At 49.5% G+C, this 21329-nt stretch carries 17 protein-coding genes; 11 read left to right on the top strand and 6 right to left on the bottom strand.

Annotated elements, in window-relative coordinates:
- Positions 1-14: 14 nt before the first annotated feature.
- From bamA to tilS, 9 genes are all read left to right on the top strand, one after another.
- Positions 15-2495, top strand: coding sequence for an outer membrane protein assembly factor BamA (bamA, locus tag KDN34_RS11585; RefSeq protein ID WP_212593928.1), 2481 nt, complete (start codon positions 15-17; stop codon positions 2493-2495).
- 112 nt (positions 2496-2607) lie between these two features.
- Complete coding sequence (locus KDN34_RS11580; RefSeq protein WP_212596630.1) at positions 2608-3078, top strand: OmpH family outer membrane protein; 471 nt, start codon at positions 2608-2610, stop codon at positions 3076-3078.
- Positions 3079-3081: 3 nt separating this feature from the next.
- On the top strand, positions 3082-4107 hold the full coding sequence (lpxD, locus tag KDN34_RS11575) for a UDP-3-O-(3-hydroxymyristoyl)glucosamine N-acyltransferase (RefSeq protein WP_212593927.1): 1026 nt from the start codon (positions 3082-3084) through the stop codon (positions 4105-4107).
- Positions 4108-4139: 32 nt separating this feature from the next.
- Positions 4140-4601: a 3-hydroxyacyl-ACP dehydratase FabZ gene (gene fabZ, locus KDN34_RS11570; RefSeq protein ID WP_212593926.1), complete on the top strand. Its 462-nt coding sequence runs from the start codon at positions 4140-4142 to the stop codon at positions 4599-4601.
- Complete coding sequence (gene lpxA / locus KDN34_RS11565) at positions 4598-5368, top strand: acyl-ACP--UDP-N-acetylglucosamine O-acyltransferase (RefSeq protein WP_212593925.1); 771 nt, start codon at positions 4598-4600, stop codon at positions 5366-5368. Before fabZ ends, lpxA begins: the two co-directional genes overlap by 4 nt.
- A gap of 13 nt (positions 5369-5381) precedes the next feature.
- Positions 5382-6533 (top strand): lipid-A-disaccharide synthase, encoded by a 1152-nt coding sequence (lpxB, locus tag KDN34_RS11560; protein WP_212593924.1) that lies wholly within the window; start codon positions 5382-5384, stop codon positions 6531-6533.
- Positions 6533-7150 carry a ribonuclease HII gene (gene rnhB / locus KDN34_RS11555; RefSeq protein ID WP_212593923.1) on the top strand — a complete coding sequence of 206 codons (618 nt, stop codon included), beginning with the start codon at positions 6533-6535 and terminating at the stop codon, positions 7148-7150. The genes lpxB and rnhB overlap by 1 nt, the downstream gene beginning before the upstream one ends.
- A gap of 85 nt (positions 7151-7235) precedes the next feature.
- Positions 7236-10709, top strand: a complete 3474-nt coding sequence (gene dnaE / locus KDN34_RS11550) for a DNA polymerase III subunit alpha (RefSeq protein WP_212593922.1) — start codon at positions 7236-7238, stop codon at positions 10707-10709.
- Positions 10710-12098 (top strand): tRNA lysidine(34) synthetase TilS, encoded by a 1389-nt coding sequence (gene tilS / locus KDN34_RS11545; protein ID WP_212593921.1) that lies wholly within the window; start codon positions 10710-10712, stop codon positions 12096-12098.
- A gap of 22 nt (positions 12099-12120) precedes the next feature.
- Here the strand turns inward: tilS and KDN34_RS11540 are convergent, their stop codons facing one another.
- Positions 12121-13224 carry a GNAT family N-acetyltransferase/peptidase C39 family protein gene (locus KDN34_RS11540; protein ID WP_212593920.1) on the bottom strand — a complete coding sequence of 368 codons (1104 nt, stop codon included), beginning with the start codon at positions 13222-13224 and terminating at the stop codon, positions 12121-12123.
- A gap of 67 nt (positions 13225-13291) precedes the next feature.
- Between KDN34_RS11540 and KDN34_RS11535 the strand changes: the two genes are divergently transcribed.
- Positions 13292-14743 (top strand): RimK family protein, encoded by a 1452-nt coding sequence (locus KDN34_RS11535; protein WP_212593919.1) that lies wholly within the window; start codon positions 13292-13294, stop codon positions 14741-14743.
- A gap of 47 nt (positions 14744-14790) precedes the next feature.
- Here the strand turns inward: KDN34_RS11535 and dgcS are convergent, their stop codons facing one another.
- The 5 genes from dgcS to xseB form a co-directional block, all read right to left on the bottom strand.
- Complete coding sequence (gene dgcS, locus KDN34_RS11530; RefSeq protein WP_212593918.1) at positions 14791-15669, bottom strand: diguanylate cyclase DgcS; 879 nt, start codon at positions 15667-15669, stop codon at positions 14791-14793.
- A 214-nt stretch (positions 15670-15883) separates the two neighbouring features.
- Positions 15884-17017: a patatin-like phospholipase family protein gene (locus tag KDN34_RS11525; RefSeq protein WP_212593917.1), complete on the bottom strand. Its 1134-nt coding sequence runs from the start codon at positions 17015-17017 to the stop codon at positions 15884-15886.
- 127 nt (positions 17018-17144) lie between these two features.
- The gene (dxs, locus tag KDN34_RS11520) at positions 17145-19022 is read right to left on the bottom strand and encodes a 1-deoxy-D-xylulose-5-phosphate synthase (protein ID WP_212593916.1); all 1878 of its coding nucleotides are present in this window, start codon (positions 19020-19022) and stop codon (positions 17145-17147) included.
- A gap of 21 nt (positions 19023-19043) precedes the next feature.
- Positions 19044-19925 carry a (2E,6E)-farnesyl diphosphate synthase gene (ispA, locus tag KDN34_RS11515; RefSeq protein ID WP_212593915.1) on the bottom strand — a complete coding sequence of 294 codons (882 nt, stop codon included), beginning with the start codon at positions 19923-19925 and terminating at the stop codon, positions 19044-19046.
- Entirely contained in the window at positions 19926-20165 is a 240-nt protein-coding gene (xseB, locus tag KDN34_RS11510) for an exodeoxyribonuclease VII small subunit (RefSeq protein ID WP_212593914.1), read from the bottom strand.
- A gap of 394 nt (positions 20166-20559) precedes the next feature.
- On the opposite strand from xseB, the gene pomA reads away from it, so the two are divergent.
- Positions 20560-21327 carry a flagellar motor protein PomA gene (gene pomA, locus KDN34_RS11505; RefSeq protein ID WP_212593913.1) on the top strand — a complete coding sequence of 256 codons (768 nt, stop codon included), beginning with the start codon at positions 20560-20562 and terminating at the stop codon, positions 21325-21327.
- The last annotated feature ends 2 nt before the right edge of the window (positions 21328-21329 follow it).

The following is a 21329-nucleotide window of genomic DNA, read 5'->3' as shown; positions in this document are numbered from 1 at the left end:
ATTAGAAGTGCTCTATGCGAATAAATAAACTTTTTGCCTCTATGTTACTGGTCGGCGCCGCTTTTTCAGGGAATAGTTGGGCCGAGACGTTCAAACCCTTCAAGGTTACTGACATTCAAGTCGAAGGTTTACAACGGGTAGCCCTCGGGGCCGCACTGTTAAATTTGCCGGTCAAAGTCGGGGATACCTTGGACGAACTGAAGCTGCAACAGGCGATTAAAAGCCTTTATGCTTCCGGCAACTTCGAAAATATTCAGGTTTCCCGCGACGGCGATGTGCTCGTCGTTCAGGTGCGTGAAAGACCAACCATCAGCTCTATCACTTTTGATGGTAACAAAGACATCAAAGAAGAGCAGCTAAAACAGAGTCTGAATGATAGCGGCGTAAAAGTCGGTGAGGCGCTGGACCGCACTATGCTGTCCGACATCGAAAAGGCGCTGCAAGATTTCTATTACGGTGTCGGTAAATACGGTGCCAAGGTTCACGCCCAGGTGATTAACCTGCCGCGTAACCGCGTCGAACTAAAGTTTAAATTCACTGAAGGATTAGCAGCAGAAATTCGTCAGATTAACTTTGTCGGCAATAAGCATTTTAGTGACGAAGAACTGGCAAATTTGCTGGAACTTAAAGATTTCGTCGCCTGGTGGAATCTGTTTGGCGAGCGCCGTTATCAGAAGCAGAAGCTTGAGGCAGACTTAGAGACGCTTAAGACGTTTTACCACAACCACGGTTATATCCGCTTTGAGGTCACCTCGACCCAAGTGTCAATGACCCCGGACCGTAAAGGGCTGTATATCACCATCAATGTCAATGAAGGTGAGCAGTATAAAGTGAAAGCGGTTAACTTGACCGGTGATCTGATGGGCCGTGAGGCGGTTCTGAAAACAATTCTGCCGTTGAAGGCTGGCGAACAGTACAACGGTGCTGACGTAACCTTTACCGAAGAGATGTATAGCAAGTTCCTTGGCCGTTTTGGTTATGCCTATCCCGAAGTGAAAACGGTACCGGAAATTGATGATGCAAATAAGGAAGTCACCCTTAACATCAACATCAATCCAGGTAAGCGTGTGTATGTGCGCTCGATTAACTTCACCGGTAATGCTGTTACCGCAGATGAAGTAATGCGCCGTGAATTACGTCAGATGGAAGGTGCTTGGCTTAACTCAGCCTTGGTGGAGCAGTCCAAAACCCGTCTGAACCGTCTGGGTTATTTTGAAACCGTTGACACCGAGACCGAAAAAGTTGCCGGTACTGATGACCTGGTTGACGTGCTGTTCAAAGTAAAAGAGCAGCCATCCGGTTCATTTAACGCCGGGGTGGGGTTTGGTACCTCCTCTGGTTTGAGTCTGCAATTTGGCGTGACTCAGTCAAACTTCCTGGGGTCTGGTAACCAAGCGGGGATTACCTTAAACACCAACAAATACTCTAAGAGTATCAACTTGTCTTATACCGATCCATATTTTACCAAAGATGGTATCAGTCTCGGTGGCAGCGTGTTCTGGAGTGCGTTCGACGCGAACTCCGCCTACCTTGAGCGCTATAAGAATAACTCTTATGGTGTCATGACCAGTTTAGGTTTCCCCATCAACGAAACCAACCGTATCAATGCGGGTATTGGTTATCGTCATAACTCTATTTCTGATGCTTCTGACTATGAACAGGCGTTGCGTTTTTACGATATCTATCGTAACTCCTATACCAATTCAGACCTGAGTTTTGACAACTTTGAGATCAGTTTGGGTTGGTCTCGTAGTACTTTGGACCGTGGTTCATTCCCAACGGATGGTTCTACTCAGCGATTGTCTGGCCGCATGACCGTGCCTGGTTCAGATCTGAAGTTCTTCAAGACTGATTTTGAAACCAGTTTCTATTTCCCACTGACTCGCTCGCATAACTTTGTATTCCTTACCCGAGCCCGTTTGGCTTATGGCAATGGCTACGGTAAGTACAATGGGAATGACCAGATCCTGCCATTCTGGGAAAACTATTACACTGGCGGCAGCACCTATCTGCGTGGTTTTAAATCTAACACCGTTGGTCCTCGTGCCTTCTACATGTATCGCGACAGTGCTAACTGCGCGCCTGATCCGACTGGGGACGGCTGTACGTTATCCGGTGACATCAACTCAGTTTACATTAGTAGTAGCCGCTCCGTCGGCGGTAACGCCTTGGCGACAGCCAGTATGGAGTTAATTGTTCCTACGCCGTTCCTGGATGAGGCTTACACCAACTCGGTACGTACCAGCTTCTTCGTGGATGCCGGTAACGTATGGGATACTGAGTTCAATTACGATTCTTACCGGGGGCTGCCGGCTGATGAATTTGCTAAATTGGCCGATTATTCCGATCCGAACCGGATAAGGGCGTCTTGGGGGGTTAACTTGCAGTGGATTTCACCGATGGGCCCCATGGTATTTGCTCTTGCCTGGCCAATTAAGAAGTACGATGACGACGACACTGAGATATTCTCGTTCAATATTGGCAAAACATTCTAAAACACATAAACTCGGCAAGCATTGCTGAAACTACATAATCGGCAAGCATTGCTTAAACCACACAAGGAGTTGAATTTTGAAAAAGTTAATCAACGGCGCACTGGTGTCGCTAATGTTAGTAGGCGCACCAATGGCAGCTTATGCAGAGAAGTTGGCTGTCGTCGATATGGGTGCCGTGTTCGAGCAGATGCCACAGCGTGAGCAGGTGACCAAACAGCTGAAAAGTGAGTTTGGTGATCGTATGGCTGAAGTACAAAAGCTGCAGGATGAGCTGAAAGGTCTGCTGGAAAAACAACAGCGTGACGCACAACTGATGACCGATGCCCAGAAAACTGATCTGGTACGTAAAATGGAATCTTTAAAAGCGGATTACCAATTGAAAGGTAAGGCTTTAGATGAAGACTTGCGTCGTCGCCAGGGCGAAGAACAGAACAAACTGCTGGTTAAAGTGCAGAAAGTTATCAATGAGATCGCCAAGAAAGAAAATTATGACATGGTGTTACAGCGTGGCGCAGTTATCTATGTAAAACCTGAGCAGGATATCAGCAGCAAAGTTGTCGATGCGCTGAGCAAAGGCCAGTAATTGATGAATGGTGTGTCACTCAAGCAGCTTGCCGAGCATTTAGGTGCTGAACTTCGTGGAAACGCCGATGAGCTTGTGTCATCGGTGGCACCGCTCGACAAAGCTGTTCCAGGACAAGTGTCATTTCTGTCCAATTCAAAATTGCGCCATCAGCTGGATGAAACTCAAGCGACTGCGGTGATCCTGAGTCAGGATATGCAAGAGGGCTTTTCCGGCAATGCGTTAATTGTCAAAGATCCTTATGTCGGTTTTGCCCGAACAGCGCAGCTTCTGGATACCACGCCAAAGGCCGCCGAAGGCATTCACCCTTCTGCGCAGATAGACCCTTCTGCCAAGCTGGGGGCGGACGTTGCCATTGGGGCTAACGTTGTTATCGGTGCCAATGTTGTCATCGGTGAAAACGCTCAAATCGGTGCTGGTAGTGTTATCGGCCCGGATGTGGTTATCGGTTCAGGATGTCGTTTGTGGGCAAACGTGACTGTCTACCATAATGTGCACATGGGGATGAATTGTATTATTCATTCCGGTGCCGTGCTGGGGTCAGACGGTTTTGGCTATGCCAATGAACGTGGCAACTGGATTAAGATCCCCCAGACTGGTGGCGTACGCATTGGCGATAATGTCGAAATTGGTGCGGGCACAACGGTTGATCGTGGGGCGCTGGAACATACCGAAATTCACGATGGTGTGATCATCGATAATCAGGTACAGATTGCCCACAATGATATTATTGGTGCGCATACCGCGATTGCCGGGTGTACCGTACTTGCGGGCAGTGTAACTATCGGCAAATACTGTATTATTGGTGGTAGCTGTGCGATTTCTGGACATCTAAGCATTGTCGATGGTGTTCATCTCTCCGGTGGAACTAACATCACTAACGATGTTAAGGAACCTGGGTTATACTCTTCCGCCACTGTGGCCATGGATAACCGTCTATGGCGAAAAAATACAGTCCGTTTCCGGCAGTTGGATGAGCTGTTCCAACGTGTGCGAAAGCTGGAAAAACGGCTGGATACAGAAGAATAACCGCCGCTGTGCCGGCGCGAGGAAAAGAGCCCGTGTCTAATGAAATGAACACCATGGATATCCAGGAAATTATGGCATTTCTGCCACATCGATATCCATTTTTATTGGTCGACAGAGTGCTGGACTTCACTCCTGGTGAAACTCTGACAGCCATTAAAAACGTCACTATCAACGAACCCTTTTTCCAGGGACATTTCCCAATTCAGCCGGTAATGCCGGGAGTGTTAATTCTGGAAGCTATGGCGCAGGCCACTGGTTTGCTGGCGTTCAAAACCATGAGCGAAAAGCCGTCTCCAAACGTGCTGTATTATTTTGCAGGGATTGATAACGCTCGCTTTAAGCGCGTGGTCGGCCCTGGTGATCAGATACGTTTTGATGTCAAAATGATCAAGGAACGCCGCGGGATTGGCGTATTTTACGGAGAAGCTACCGTGGATGGTGAATTGGCTTGCTCCGCTGATATCATGTGTGCCCGTAGAGAGATTCGTTCGTGATCGATAAATTAGCGTTTGTTCACCCAGAAGCCAAAATTGGTAACAATGTCACCATTGGTCCTTGGACCTATATTGGGCCCAATGTAGAAATCGGTGATGATTGCTGGATCAGTTCACATGTCGTGATCAAGGGCCCGAGCGTGATTGGCAAGGGTAACAAGATCTATCAATTTGCCTCGGTAGGTGAAGATTGCCAGGATAAGAAATATGCGGGTGAACCAACACGCTTGGAGATCGGTGACAATAATGTGATCCGTGAGTCCGTGACTATTCACCGTGGCACGATTCAGGATCAAGGCATTACCCGTATCGGTTCCAACAACCTGCTGATGGCATACGTGCATATTGCGCATGATTGCGTGCTCGGCGATAACATTATTATGGCTAATAATGCTTCGATTGCCGGTCATTGCCATGTTGATGATTGGGCGATATTGGGTGGTATGACTGGTGTGCACCAGTTTGTACATATAGGGGCGCATGCGTTTACTGCAGGTTATTCTCTGGTATTGCAGGATGTGCCGCCTTTTGTCATGGCCTCTGGCCAGGCAGCGATACCGCGTGGGTTAAATGCCGAGGGCTTAAAGCGCCGTGGTTTTACCAAAGATGAACAGCTGGCACTGCGCAGAGCCTATAAAACCCTTTATCGTAGCAGTATGACTATCGCTGAGGCAGTTGACGCGTTAGCAGAAGACGCTGCTGCTCAGCCAAAAGTAAAACAGTTCCTCGATTTTGTGACTGCTTCAGAGCGGGGCATTATCCGCTGAGACATTTGAGCCTATGACGCAACACTCGCAACGGATTTTTGCAATGGTCGCCGGAGAAGTCTCCGGCGATATTTTAGGTGCAGCTTTAGTCGCAGCACTTAAGCAGCGATACCCCGATGCCCGTTTTATTGGTATCGGTGGCCCTCGTATGGAGGCGTTGGGGTTCGAATCCTTATTCGCCATGGAAGAGCTGGCGGTCATGGGGCTGGTCGAAGTGCTTGCCCATCTGCCGCGACTATTGAAATTGCGCAAAGCTTTAGTCCAGCAGCTATGCGCTCTCCAACCCGACTGTTTTATCGGCATTGATGCACCAGATTTTAACTTGGGCGTTGAACTACAGCTTAAACAACATGGGATAACAACTGTTCACTACGTCAGTCCATCAGTGTGGGCCTGGCGTCCTAAACGGATCTTCAAAATTGCCAAAGCGACCAATATGGTGCTGTCGTTATTGCCATTTGAAAAAGCGTTTTATGATCGCTATCAGGTGCCCTGTACCTTTGTCGGGCATACGCTGGCAGACACGATTCCGTTGCATAGTGACAAGCAACAGGCGCGCATTGAATTGGGGTTGGATGCGGAGGCTGAATATCTGGCGATCCTCCCCGGTTCTCGTGGTGGCGAGTTAAAGATGCTGGCGCAACCTTTTATTGAGGCTGCGATGCTGATCAAACAGCGGTTCCCTGATATTCGGTTTGTAACACCGTTAGTCAACGCCCATCGTCGCGAACAGTTTACCGCGGCGTTAAAGCAATATGCGCCAGATCTGGAGATTCATCTGGTTGATGGTCATTCCCGAGAGGTGATGGCGGCGGCGGATTGCATTTTGTTAGCTTCTGGTACTGCTACGTTGGAAGCTATGCTGGTAAAAAGGCCGATGGTCGTTGCATATCGGGTGAGTCCGGTTACTTATCAATTAGCCAAATGGTTGGTAAACATCCGCACCTTCTCATTGCCCAATTTGCTGGCGGGCAAAAATTTGGTTCCCGAACTGATCCAGCAAGACTGCACACCAGAAAAGATTGCCGATGCGATTGCGGTGCAGCTAAATCAGGATCCCCGACCGCTGATGGCAGCGTTTTCTCGCTTACATGAACAACTCCGGCAAAATGCTAGTGAGCGTGCGGCGGATGCCGTGGTGGCACTATTACCGGAGCATAACTGATGACCATCTACCGGAATTTATCTGACGCCGCAGCGATGGCATTAGGGCAGGGCTTAGTTGCGGGTGTTGATGAGGTGGGGCGTGGCCCGCTGATAGGTAATGTGGTAACTGCGGCCGTGATCCTGGATCCATCGCGCCCAATTACCGGCCTTAACGATTCCAAGAAACTCAGCGAAAAAAAACGTGATGCATTGTTTGATGTGATCATGGAAAACGCCCTCTGTGTCGCCTTAGGGGCCGCGACCCCGGTCGAGATCGATGAACTGAATATTCTACACGCTACCATGTTAGCCATGCAGCGTGCGGTGGCTGGTCTTCCTCTGCGGCCAGAAAGAGTGTTAGTAGACGGTAACCGTACGCCTGACTTTGGCATCCCTGCCGATGCGGTCATTAAAGGTGATGGCTTAATCGCGGCCATCAGCGCCGCCTCGATCATTGCCAAAGTGACTCGTGATCGCGAGATGGCACAATTGGACCAACGTTTTCCGCAATATGGTTTTGCCGCTCATAAAGGCTATCCGACAAAGGCGCATTTTGAGGCGATTGCCCGTTATGGTGTACTGCCCGAGCATCGTCGTAGTTTCCGGCCAGTGCGACAAGCGTTGGGTCTCGAATAAAACAAACTTGTTGTCCTTGTCGTGAGGTTTTAGCATAACGACAAGAACTTCATTCTTCACACGATTCTAAACAGATAACTGACTTATGGCCGACCCTCGTTTTGTACATCTGCGTGTTCATACCGATTTTTCCATGAGCGATGGCTTGGCTAAGGTCAAACCCATCGTTGCGAAAACGGTAAGTGAGAACATGGCCTCGGTTGCCATTACTGACCAAGGCAATATGTGTGGTTTGGTGAAGTTCTATAGCGCTGCCAACGACAATGGTATCAAGCCGATAATCGGCGCTGATGTGTGGATGTGTGTCCCGGGATTTGAGGGGGAGTTCTGCCACTTAACTATCCTGGTGATGAACAACGAAGGTTATCAGAACCTCACACAACTGCTGAGTAAATCCTATCTGCGCGGTTATATCCGCGATCGGCCCGCCATCGAACAAGACTGGTTACTGGAACATAACGCCGGTATTTTACTGATATCGGGGGCTCGCGAAGGGGATCTGGGTAAGGCACTGCTGAAAGGTAATCAGCAACAGATTGACGAGCTGACCCGGTTTTATCAGCAGCATTTTGCTGATCGTTACTATGTGGAACTCATCCGCACTGGTCGCACTGATGAAGAGCGTTATCTGCACTTAGCGGTTGCTCACGCGGCAGCCACCGGATTGCCGGTAGTGGCCACTAACCAAGTCGTGTTCATGAATAAGGCGGATTTTGAAGCCCATGAAATTCGCGTCGCTATCCACGATGGTTTTACTTTGGCCGATCCGCGCCGTCCTAAACAATACAGTGAACAGCAGTACTTCAAATCCGAAGATGAGATGTGCGAGCTGTTTGCTGATATTCCCGAGGCATTGATTAATACTGTCGAAATCGCCAAGCGCTGCAATGTAACCGTGCGCTTGCACGAGTATTTTCTGCCTAATTTCCCCACCGGTGATATGTCTACCGCTGACTTTTTGGTGCACAAAGCCAAAACGGGTCTGGAGGAAAGGTTAGCTTTTTTATATCCAGACGAACAGGTTCGCGCTGAAAAGCGTCCACCCTATGACCAACGTCTAGAATATGAACTCGGCATTATCAATCAGATGGGGTTTCCTGGTTACTTTCTTATCGTGATGGAATTTATCCAGTGGGCCAAAGATAACGGTATTCCCATCGGCCCAGGTCGAGGTTCTGGTGCTGGTTCTTTAGTGGCATATTCCATCAGAATTACCGACTTGGATCCGTTAGAGTTTGACCTGCTGTTCGAACGTTTCCTTAACCCGGAACGTGTGTCCATGCCTGATTTTGACGTCGATATTTGTATGGATCGTCGGGATGAAGTGATTGAGCACGTTGCGCAGATGTATGGTCGCGATGCGGTATCGCAGATCATTACCTTTGGGACCATGGCGGCCAAAGCAGTCATCCGCGATGTGGGCCGAGTGTTGGGGCATCCTTACGGTTTTGTCGACCGAATCTCGAAGATGGTGCCCGCAGAACCGGGCATGACGCTGGAGAAAGCCTTTGCTGCAGAACCGGCGTTGCAGGAAGCCTACGATAGTGATGAGGAAGTCAAAGAGCTTATCGACATGTGCCGAAAGCTTGAGGGGGTCACCCGCAACTCGGGTAAACATGCCGGTGGCGTCGTGATATCCCCAACCACCATTACCGATTTTTCGCCATTGCTGTGTGATGCCGAAGGGAAAAACCCGGTTACCCAGTTCGATAAGGGCGATGTGGAATACGCCGGACTGGTAAAATTTGACTTTCTGGGTTTGCGAACACTTACCATCATTCAGTGGGCGCTGGAGATGATCAACCCGCGCATGTTGCGTGAGGGTAAAGCACCGATCGATACTGCCAGCATTCCTCTGGACGACCCAGAATCTTTCCGGGTACTGAAGCGCTACGAAACTACCGCCGTTTTCCAGTTGGAATCCCGCGGTATGAAAGATCTGATCAAACGCCTGCAACCCGACAACATTGAAGACATGATCGCGTTAGTGGCGTTATTCCGCCCGGGGCCGTTGGAATCCGGCATGGTAGATGACTTTATCGCCCGTAAACATGGTCAGGCAAAACTGGCGTATCCACATCCAGACTTCGAACATGAATGTCTGAAGGAGATCCTTGAACCTACCTATGGCGTTATTGTTTACCAAGAACAGGTAATGCAGATTGCGCAGGCGCTGGCGGGCTATACTCTTGGTGGCGCCGACATGTTGCGTCGTGCCATGGGTAAGAAAAAGCCGGAAGAGATGGCCAAACAGCGCGATGTGTTCCGTAAAGGCGCTATTGGCCAGGGGGTTGACCCGGATCTGGCGATGAAGATCTTTGACCTGGTGGAGAAATTCGCCGGTTACGGTTTTAACAAATCCCACTCAGCCGCCTATGCAATTGTGTCGTATCACACGCTATGGCTGAAGGCGCATTTCCCGTCAGAATTTATGGCGGCGGTAATGTCCGCGGATATGGATAACACCGATAAGATTGTCACGCTGGTCGATGAGTGTGAGCGCATTGGCTGTAAGATCCTGCCGCCCGACGTCAATAAAGGTCTGTTTAAATTCACCGTTGATGAGCAGCAGAATATTGTTTACGGCATTGGCGCCATTAAAGGTGTGGGGGAAGGCCCCGTCGAGGCGATTATTGAGGCGCGAAAATCTGGCCCCTTTAAAGACTTATTCGATTTCTGTGCGCGCGTTGATCTGAAGAAGCTTAACCGTCGGGTGATGGAAAAACTCATTACCGCAGGAGCGCTGGACACGCTTGGGCCACATCGAGCCTCAATGATGGCAACCTTGCCTGAAGCCATGCTGGCTGCCGAGCAACATGCTAAAGACGCCGCAATTGGTCAGAACGACATGTTCGGCCTGCTGAATGACGATCCACAGGATTGCCGTCAGCAGTTTGTTGAATGTGCTCCGTGGCCCGATAAAATCTGGCTCGAAGGTGAGCGGGAAACCTTGGGCCTGTATCTCACTGGTCATCCGATCAATCAGTATCTGCCGGAGCTGAAACATTATACCTCCGGGCGGTTGAATGATATCCATCCCACGGAACGCGGCAAAACGGTCAAAGTTGCTGGTCTGGTTGTTGCCTGTCGGGTAATGACCACTAAACGTGGTTCCAAGATGGGGCTGGTGACGCTGGATGATAAAAGTGGTCGCCTTGAAGTGATGCTGTTTACTGAGGCATTTGACAAATACAACCATCTGCTGGAAAAAGACCGTATTCTTATCTGTGAAGGTGAAGTGAGCTTTGATGATTTTTCTGGCGGCAATCGTATGACCGCCCGGCAAATTATCGATATGGGTGAAGCCCGTAATCATTTCGCTTCCGCAATTGAGCTCTCACTGACACAAGAAATGTTGTCCGAAGAACGCCTAACGCAACTTTATGACACGGTATCGCCGTGGCGCAACGGTAGCGTGCCGTTAGTCATCAACTACACTATGAGTGATGCCAAAGGCCGATTGCGACTGGCCGATGACTGGCGGATTAATCCCACCGACGAATTGATGCTGGCATTGGAAACCATGTTTGGTACTGACAAGGTAAGGATCCTGTTTTAGATGAAACTCTCGGAGTCTGCGGTGATTGATGAACTGCAGCGTTTAATGGCAACGCTGCCACAATTGCCAAACGCTATTTGGTTGGGCTACAGCGGCGGCGCAGATTCCGAATATTTAGCGTATATCCTCGGGTTGTTCGCGAAAAAATTTCCCGAATGGCGCTCTCGCATCCATCTGTTACACATTCACCATGGGTTAAGTCAGCATGCTGATAGCTGGGCGCAGCACTGCTGTCGCTCGGCGCAAGCTGCGGCTCTTCCTTGTCAGGTGTTACCGGTACAGCTACAGCTCGGCCCGCGTGTCAGTGTTGAAGCGGAAGCTCGCCGCGCGCGTTATCAGGTGATTGCTGAGCAGATGGCCCCGGGCGATGTGTTGTTAACTGCACATCATCAGGATGATCAACTGGAGACCGTGCTGTTGGCGCTGAAGCGTGGACAGGGACCTAAAGGGTTATCGGCTATGGGCAGCTGTCAGCGTTTTATGGGCAACTGCTGGCAGTTAAGGCCGTTATTAAACTTCAGTCGGGCGCAGATTTTGGCGCGGGTAACGGCACTGTCATTGAATTATGTCCATGACGAAAGTAATGACAATATCCGTTATGACCGTAATTTTTTACGGCGAGATATTGTGCCGAAGTTAAAAATGCGCTGGCCAGAATTACCGGCCACCATTAGTCGCAGCGCTGCATTGTGTGCCGAACAGCAACAGTTGCTGGATGAGATCACGCAGGAAAAATTACAACCGCTGCTAGATTCTTGCCGCTTCACCGGAGCGCCGTTATTAGCATTAGCGGGTTTACGCCAGTTTCCTGACCGTTGGCAACGGCAATTGCTGCGAGCGTTTATTGAGCAGCAGTCATTACCGTTGCCGTCGATGGTGCAGTTGGATGAAGCACTGTTACAGCTATTACAAAGTGATGATGATGCCAAAGTGCATTTAAAATTTGGTGAGCTGGAGTTGCGCCGCGCCTATGGACATATTTATGCGATGACGGCATTGCCCGCATTACGTGCATCACAGCCGCTCACCGCTTCTGAGCAACTGGCATTGCAGCAAGGGACTTTGCAACTGCCACTGTCTGCACCGCTGCGGCAGCTAAATTGCAGCCTCACCGATACCGGACCTAGACTGGCGCTTTACGCATTGGTATTACCCTTATCACTGAGTTATGCGCTGCCAGGCAGCCTGCGTTGTCATCCTCATTACCGGGACAAAGCGCGGGAGCTGAAAAAAATATGGCAGGAAGCGCAGGTGCCATACTGGTTACGCCCACGGATCCCGGCGTTGACTTCCGCTGATGGCACCTTGCTGGCGATGGCCGGATTGTTCGTCGACAAACAGCTACTGGCAGCCGAGCAGCAGCCGGGCATCGCGCTTTCTCTCAGTTAGTCACGGCTCACTTCTAATGGCGTTATGGCATATCCGGTAACTGCGGGAATACCACTACGCATGCCAGTTGCTTTTGGCGGCCATAACGCATGACTTGTAACAGCTCACCGTCACTGATTGGCACATAAGTGGACCCGATGGCATCGCGAGCCTTCTCCACATTGGGGTCGTGGAAAAAGAAAAACTGGCTATTACAGCCACTGAGCACAATCCAATGCGGGCCTTTTTCACCACTGAAACGATAGCTGCTCACCATCAGTAGCACGGCCGCCCCCTGCGCTAAAAATTTGCGTAACTCAGCAGGTGAGGGCGCGCGCGCCTGCGCACTAACGCCTCGAGCTTGCAACTGTTGGCAGAAATCCTCATGGACCAGTTGGATCACCGCTTTTTTATTGCGATCTCTTACCCCATCAATGAACGGCACGGACTCGGAGCGGCTGAAGAGTTTGACGCCAAAGCCACGCCGCAGGGCCGAGAGTGCCAAGCCATGCGCAGAACAGCCACCATGGCCACTGGTCATAAAGATCGTGGTGGCTTCACGCCACAGTCGCAGTTCTTCAATCCGGCTGGGGACTGCATCAGATTTTAATGCAGCAAAGGCCATTAGCAGACTGGCAGGTCCGCAGCTGAAAGCTGTGGTCTGAGCATATAATGGCATCGGTAATATTGTGCTGGGCCCTGGTGGATCTAGCCGTTTATGCATACGCACGCCATCGGCTAGGTCATCATAGTAATGCACCAGTGCTTTCAACACTTTATAGCCTAATTTTTCGTACAGTCGGCGCGCTCCGATATTGTCATTGCGCACCTCCAGGCGTAACGTAATATAGCCTCTGTGAATAGCTTCCTGTTCACACCGGGACATCAATTGTTTTGCGAGTCCCTGTCCACGCCACTTGGCGTCAATAGCTAGAGAATACAACCTTGCCAGGTTGGTTCCTCGGTGAAACAACAACAGGGCATAACCTGCGAGCTGTCCTTCGTCCATGGCTACAAATAGCCGGGCGTGGGTTGATTGAATAAAGCGTTTCATTTGGCGGTGACTAATGCGGTCACCGCTGAAGGCGGAGAGTTCCAGTTGATCGAGCGCTGAAAGTTCGGCCTGTGTAGCGGCACGTATTTCCATGATGTTCAGGTAGAAGACAAACTTCTGATATTTAATCCCCAACTAATTTGGGAGGCAACAATTATTTATGGCACAACTGCTTATCGTAACTGACGACGCCAGTGATTGGCGACCGTATCTGCCCAGTGACAGTATGGTGACAGTAAACGACTATCTTAATATGGGGGCGTTTACTGACAACAACAGTGTGCAGGTACTAAATTTGTGCCGCAGTTACGACTATCTCACTACTGGGTATTACTGTTCTCTGATGGCCGAAGCTCGAGGACATCGGGTGATCCCCTCTGTGATGACGATTAACGATCTGTCACAGGACCGATTTTTCAGTTTGCCTCAATCGGGACTGGACCGACTCTCGCCGGAACAGACTCGTCTGCGATTTAAACTGTATTTTGGACAGAGTGAGCGCGAGGAACTGGAACGGATTGGACACAAAATTTTTGAACGCTTTAACGTACCTGTGCTGGATGTCGAATTAGTTAAAGGGGGCGATAAATGGCAAGTCAGTCATATCGCCCCCTTTCCATTTCAACAACTAACCGATTCAGAACAGGATCTGTTTGCTAATTACCTGGAAGCTTTTTCCCGTAAAGTATGGCGTGCACCTAAACGCAAAAAATCTTATCGGTACGAGATGGCCATGTTGGTGGATGAAAATGAAAAGATGCCACCTTCCAACAACGGTGCCATTAAACGCTTTATCAAAGCGGCAAATCGTATCGGTATGGATATGCAGTTATTGGGACGCCGAGATATGAGTCGTTTGAGCGAGTTTGACGGCTTGTTTATTCGGGCGACCACTAACATCAGCAATTTCACCTACCGTTTTGCCAAAAATGCCGAGCAAATGGGACTGGTGGTCATGGATGACCCGGAATCCATTATGAAGTGTACCAACAAGGTATTTTTGACAGAACTGTTGCTGAACCACAAGATTTCAGTACCTAAGAGCTTGATCCTTAACGAGTCGGATCCAAATTGGGAAGAAACTTTGTTGGAGGAGATAGGGTTGCCAGCGGTACTTAAAGTCCCGGATGGTGCGTTTTCTCTGGGGGTGGTTAAGGTTAAGGATATTGATAGCTTACGCGCAGAAGCCAAGCGTATTTTTGAACACAGTACCTTGATCCTGGCGCAGGAATATTTGCCTACACCTTTCGACTGGCGTATCGGTATTCTCAATCGTCAGCCGATATATGCTTGCCGTTATTACATGAGTCGTGGCCACTGGCAGATTTACGAACACCACAAAAACGGTAAGTTCACCAGTGGTAGTTATGATGCGCAGGATCTTAAAACAGTGCCGTCACAGGTAGTGGATGCGGCACTGAAATCGGCGAATCTCATTGGCTCTGGGTTCTACGGTGTGGATTTGAAAGAAGTTGATGGTCAACCATATGTGATTGAAATAAATGATAATCCAAGTATTGATCATGGGATTGAAGATCTGTTCTATGGCGACCTGTTGTACGATCGCATCATGACTGAATTCTTACGACGAATACAGTTGCGAGGATTGTAACCTGCATAAAAAGGCGCCATTTGGCGCCTTTTTAGCGAAGACAGATATCAATCTGCGATAGCGTAACCATTGCGGCCAGCACTCTTGGCCCGATAGAGCGCCGCGTCAGTTTTATTGAACAACTGGTCCTGATTCAATAACGGTTGCCAGTTGCCGATACCCATGCTGCAACCCACGTTATGTTGGTTGAAAATAGCCTCTGTTTGCATGTGTTGCAGTACTCGGCCGGCAATGCTGACGGCCGCAGAGGCATCACCTTCCACCAGAACCGCAAATTCATCCCCGCCTAGGCGGAAGGGTTGATCACAGCGGCGGATACAACGGTGCACAATTTCCCCAAAGCGCACCAGTGCCTGATCACCATAATGATGACCTTTGTTATCATTGAGCAGTTTAAAGTTATCCAGATCCATTAACAGCAAACTGACCTGATTACGATTACGCTGCGCACGAGCAAGCACTGTGCGGAATGCCTGACCAAAGAAATGGCGATTGCCGAGTCCGGTTAAGGCGTCGAACATCGCCTGCGATGCCATTTTCTGATACCGGGCGGCATTGAATAGCGGTTGGGGTAACAGCGCTTCAACTTGCTGGAGCAACAGCGATTCTCCCAGGCTCAATGGCATGGGCAAGCAGTATTCAAGTTGAGCGATGTCATCACCTAACTGGATCTCATGGGTCAGTTTTATGCCTTTCATCCGGCCCCATCGCAGTTCGATATCTCCACATTTGCAATAGATGCCATACAGCGGCAAATCTCGTTGCAAATGTTTGCCGTAACAGGCGAACACTGTCCGTGGGTCAAGACTACTGTGAAGTTTCTGTAACAGTTGCAGTGGTTCAAATGGTTCAGAAACATGGCGAGACTCATCACGCCACTGTTCCGTAGAACCACTGAATCCACTGATATTACTGATATAGTCCAAATGGAATACTCCACTGCTGCCGGTATCGTTATTCTGGCATAAGCAAAATATGTGCCTTTTTTATACGTCTTGTAACCATCGGATTTCAATAAAAGGGGCTTTTGGCAAGCTGTGCAATGTCGAGAATTTGACACTAAACCTTCAGCTGCCAATCGCGGCGTAAACGCGACTGACAGAAAAACATCATCTAGTGTTTCTCAAAACGAAACGGCAATTAGCGGGCAATATTGAAAAAGGCTTTGATCTCGTCCATCTGGGTCATGGCATCATTGAACCCCAGTTCAATCAGGGTTCCAGTATAGGCTTTTTCGAACAGCAAATATGACACGATACTGGACTCTGACTGACTGTTAATGCCGATAAGTCCCAGGAGTCGCCTGATTGCAAACGGTATCTCCATGTAAAAACGTTTGGCAATTTCACTCAGGTCTTCACTGGGCTTAATGACTAATGTATCAATGTTTCTCAGGCTCAGCAGTTCACGACTGGTGGGGGGGATCAATGATAGCGTACCGTTAACGCGGGTCAGACGTTCCAGGTCGCTATTTAACGTATCAGAAAATATGGTATCCAGCAGATGACCTGCAACCGTAGCGGTTTTTGGATGATATTCCAGATCTTTCGGTTGTTGTTTATGCGGGCTTTCCAGGTTAATTACCATAATCCGACTGGCCCCCAGGTGAATGGGGCAGGAAAGCGGCGCCAACTGATGCACAGAACCATCGCCGTAGTACCATTTTCCTAAACGAATAGAGGGAAATACTAACGGTATTGCGGAACTGGCCATCAGATGTTCAGTGTTAAGCCTTGTGCGTACGCCGCTTCGGCGAGCTCTGCGCCAATCATCTAATTCGCTCTTGGCCTGAAAAAAACTTACGGATTGGGAGTTGTTGTAACACGAGGTGTCAATGCTGATAGCCGTTAAATGACCATTTTCAATATTACGGTCTATCCGCTCAAAATTAATCAGCTCGTTCAGTAAATCTCGTAATGGGGCATTATCCAACAGACTGCCGGCATCGGTGTTGGCCAGATCTGTTTGCATTCCCTTTAAGAACATCGCGCTGAGATGTTGCAACACGCCGGGAATGGAGGATTTATAAATCCGACTGGTATCCAGATGGCGCCAGATCCATTCGAGTTTTTTTACTCCCAGGTGGAAACAAGAGGCATGGGTTGCCATCGCGGTACCATTGATGGCACCGGCGGAGGTGCCACAAATGACATCAAAAGGGATACCGTGATTACGTGGATACAGTTGTGCCAGCGCTTTAAGCACGCCAACTTGATAGGCGGCTCTGGCACCGCCACCCCCTAACATCAATGCACAGCTTTCCTTGACTGCCATTCCCCTTCACCTAAATGACTGCAACGCGTTTTTAAGAGTTATCAGTGTAACTATAGCGCGGAAGCTTTTGAAGATGTGGACGGATCACATAAAAAAGCCAACCTTTTTAGTTGGTTGGCCTTATGTTTTAGGCATTTAATTGCTTCAAAAATGCCGTTATCTGGGCTCGTATCCCGGGAGCGTCCAATTGCAGTTCTTCAACGATCTCCTGCGGACTGCCATGTTTGATAAATTCATCAGGCAAGCCCAACTGTAACACCGGTTTACGCAGCTGCTTTTTCGCGAGGAATTCCAGCACACCGCTACCGGCACCACCGATAATGGCATTTTCTTCGAGAGTAACCAGCACTTCGTGAGTTTCAGCCAACTGTGTAAGCAAGGCTTCATCTAACGGTTTCACGAAGCGCATATCCGCAACCGTAGCATCCATTTCTTCTGCCACTTCCAGCGCAGCAGCCAACGGTGTCCCAAAGCTAATAATAGCTAGCTGCTGCCCCTGACGCTTAAGCACGCCTTTACCAATGGGCAGCGCTGTCATCTGTTCTTCCTGATGGGCACCGGTGGCACTGCCACGAGGATATCGCACCGCTGCCGGTCCATCTTGATAACAGTATCCGGTATACAGCATTTGCCGGCATTCGTTTTCATCGGAAGGTGCCATGATCACCATATTGGGAACACAACGCAGGAAGCTCATGTCAAAAGCACCCTGATGGGTTGGACCATCTGCACCGACAATGCCACCGCGATCAATAGCGAACAACACCGGCAGTTTCTGCAGGGCCACATCGTGAATAACCTGATCGTAGGCGCGCTGTAGGAAAGTGGAGTAAATTGCAACAACAGGTTTGTAGCCTTCAGCGGCAAATCCGGCACCTAAGGTTACGGCATGTTGTTCGGCAATCGCCGCATCAAAATACTGTTCCGGGAATTTCTGAGAAAACTCCACCATCCCAGAACCTTCACGCATGGCTGGAGTAATGCCAACCACTTTGTCGTCTTTTGCGGCAATATCACACAGCCATTTGCCGAACACTTCAGAGAAGGTGGGTAAGCCAGGTTTGGTGGCTGGTTTGCGGAATTGACTCGGATCGAACTTAGGCACGGCATGCCAGCCAATAGGATCTTTTTCCGCTGGCTCATAGCCTTTGCCTTTTTTGGTCATAATGTGCAGCAGTTGCGGCCCGCCCAGATTGCGCATGTTACGCAGGGTTTCCACTAGTGCATTCACATCGTGACCATCAATAGGGCCGATATAATTAAAACCGAGCTCTTCAAACAAGGTGCCCGGAACCATCATACCCTTAAGATGTTCCTCCGTCCGGCGAGCCATCTCCTTGATAACCGGCATTCCCTGCAGCACTTTTTTACTGCCTTCACGAATACTGGAATAGAAGCGGCCTGACATCAGTTGGGCAAAGTGTTTATTCAGTGCACCTACGTTTTCGGAGATAGACATCTCGTTATCGTTAAGTACCACTAACATATCTTTGTGCAGATCGCCGGCGTGATTCATGGCTTCAAACACCATCCCACCAGTCATGGCTCCGTCACCGATAACCGCGACAACGCGGCGGCCTGCCTGTTCTTTATCTGCAGCAATTGCCATTGCCAGCGCCGCCGAGATTGAGGTACTGGAGTGACCGACACTGAAGGTGTCATAGTCACTTTCGCCGCGCCATGGGAATGGATGCAGTCCACCTTTTTGGCGAATGGTGTGCATCTGATCGCGACGTCCAGTGAGGATTTTATGCGGATATGCCTGATGGCCGACGTCCCACACCAATCGGTCAAACGGCGTGTTATACACATAATGAAGTGCTACGGTAAGTTCCACTGTGCCTAATCCAGAAGCAAAATGGCCGCTGGATTGCCCTACGGATTGCAGCAAAAAAGCCCTGAGTTCGTCGGCAAGTTGCGGCAATAATGCCTGTGGCAACTGGCGCAACTCTTCGGGTGTATTGGCTTGGGCCAATACCGGAAATTGAGTGATATCCAGACTCATAAGGAGCTACTTTTGTCTCTTTTATACTCGCCGCTCAATAATATAGCGAGCGAATTCAGCAATTAGTCGGCTATTGTAGGGCAAATTCCCCAAGGCTGATAGTGCCTCTTTTAGTAGCGCTTCAGCCGTTGCTTTTGCCCCAGCTAATCCCAATAATTTAGGGTATGTACTCTTGTTGGAACGGGTATCGGAACCTTGTGGTTTGCCCAGTTCTTCGGTACTGGATGTGATATCCAGAATGTCATCTTGGACTTGAAATGCCAGTCCGATGGCATCAGCATAGGCCAATAGTTGCTGACGCTGTTGTGCATCTACGTTGGCAGCAATAACAGCTAATTGCACTGCACAGCGAATTAAGGCACCTGTTTTTAGACGGTGTAAGCGGGTCAGCTCACTCAGCGGGATTTCTTTATCTGTCGCCGCCAAATCCAGTGCTTGCCCGCCACACATGCCGAGATAGCCTGAGGCGTTGGCCAATGCCTTAATCATGAGGAGTTGCTGCTGGGCGCTGAAATCGCCAGTTTCTTGGCTGATCAGTTCGAACGCCAATGTCTGCAACGCATCCCCGGCGAGAATGGCTGTTGCCTCGTCAAATGCGACATGAACTGTTGGCTGGCCGCGCCGCAATTCATCATTGTCCATGGCGGGCAAATCATCGTGAATCAACGAATAGGCGTGGATACATTCAATGGCTGCGGCGCAATTATCTAAGCGCTCGGCAGCAACACCTAACATCTCTCCCACGGAATAGACCAAAAACGGGCGAACTCGTTTACCACCCAACAAGACACCGTAACGCATCGCTTCTTGTAATCGTGGTTCACTGACCGGCAGCGCGTCAAAAATTGCAGTAAGATGCTGATTAATACGTTGTTGGCAGCGATTGATGGCATCAGTTAACAATTACTCTTCCTCGACATCAAATGGACTCAGTGGCGCTTGTGCATCATCGGATAATAAGATGGCAACCTTTTGCTGCGCTTGCTCTAACTTATTTTGGCTACTGCGGACCAGATTAATTCCACGTTCAAATTGCTTGAGCGCATCATCCAGCGACACTTCACCCTGTTCGAGCTCAGTCACTATCTGTTCAAGTTGATTCAGGGATTCTTCAAAACTGAGATTCTCAGGTTTTTTAGCCACGTTGTTTTCCTTGGATTAACACTGCGGACAGAGTATACCAGCGATCCTCTTGCGGAATCGAGGCAGGGTCTGCAAAGGGGTCAGGTTAGGACTGGCGGCAGTTTTATCGGTTGACACGTTATAGCAGCGCTGGCGTAGGGTCAAATGCCAGCGCTGGTAATTTGCTCAAAAGCACGCTTTGCGACAAAAATATTTTCGCCCCGGAATAAAATCCCTCTAAACTTGCCTAAGTTTGGTCCGATAAACAGAAATAGAAGCCGTTGAAAAGCGTGACATTCCCTTTCCGTGGCTGTGTTTGGACAAGCGACAGCCAGTTTTCCGGATTTTGCATCATGATATCCTGCTGGTCGATGGGTGAGCGGATGGGACGACAGTACAGACTCGAGGAGCAACAGTGGATTTAGCAACCCTGATAGGCATTATTGGCGCATTTGGTGTGATGTTCTGGGCCATGGTCAGCGCTGGCGGTATTTCCGTTTACATTGACGTTCCTTCGGTATTAATTGTGTTCGTTGGCTCTCTCTTTGTGGTGATGATGAAGTTCAATCTCAAGCAATATCTCGGTGCGATGAAGATTGCCGCCAAAGCCTTTATCTTCAAATTGGATAATCCAGAAGATCTAATTGAACAGTCGGTCACTATGGCAGATGCTGCCCGTAAAGGCGGTTTCCTGGCATTAGAAGAAGCCCAGATCTCTAATACCTTTATGCAGAAAGCTGTCGACATGCTGGTGGATGGGCATGATGGCGATGTTGTGCGAGAAGCGCTGGAAAAGGACATTGCACTGACCGAAGAGCGGCATAAATCCGGCATCGCTATCTTTAAGGCGTTTGGGGATGTTGGCCCGGCGATGGGAATGATTGGTACCTTAGTGGGGTTGGTGGCGATGTTGTCTAACATGGATGACCCTAAGTCAATCGGTCCCGCAATGGCTGTAGCCTTGCTGACCACCTTGTATGGTTCGTTGATGGCGAACCTGCTGGCACTGCCGATAGCTGACAAACTGGCGTTGCGTATGAGCGAAGAAATGCTTAATCGCAACCTGATTATGGATGCGGTATTGGCCATTCAGGATGGTCAGAACCCGCGCGTCATCGAGAGCTTCCTGAAAAACTATCTGGCTGAGAAGAAACGTAAGATAGAAACCACGAGCGGGGAATAGCG

It is taken from the genome of Shewanella yunxiaonensis, from assembly GCF_018223345.1.
Taxonomy (GTDB): domain Bacteria; phylum Pseudomonadota; class Gammaproteobacteria; order Enterobacterales; family Shewanellaceae; genus Shewanella; species Shewanella yunxiaonensis.
Note: the sequence above shows the minus strand (reverse complement) of the source record. Positions and strands in the feature narration are given on the sequence as shown.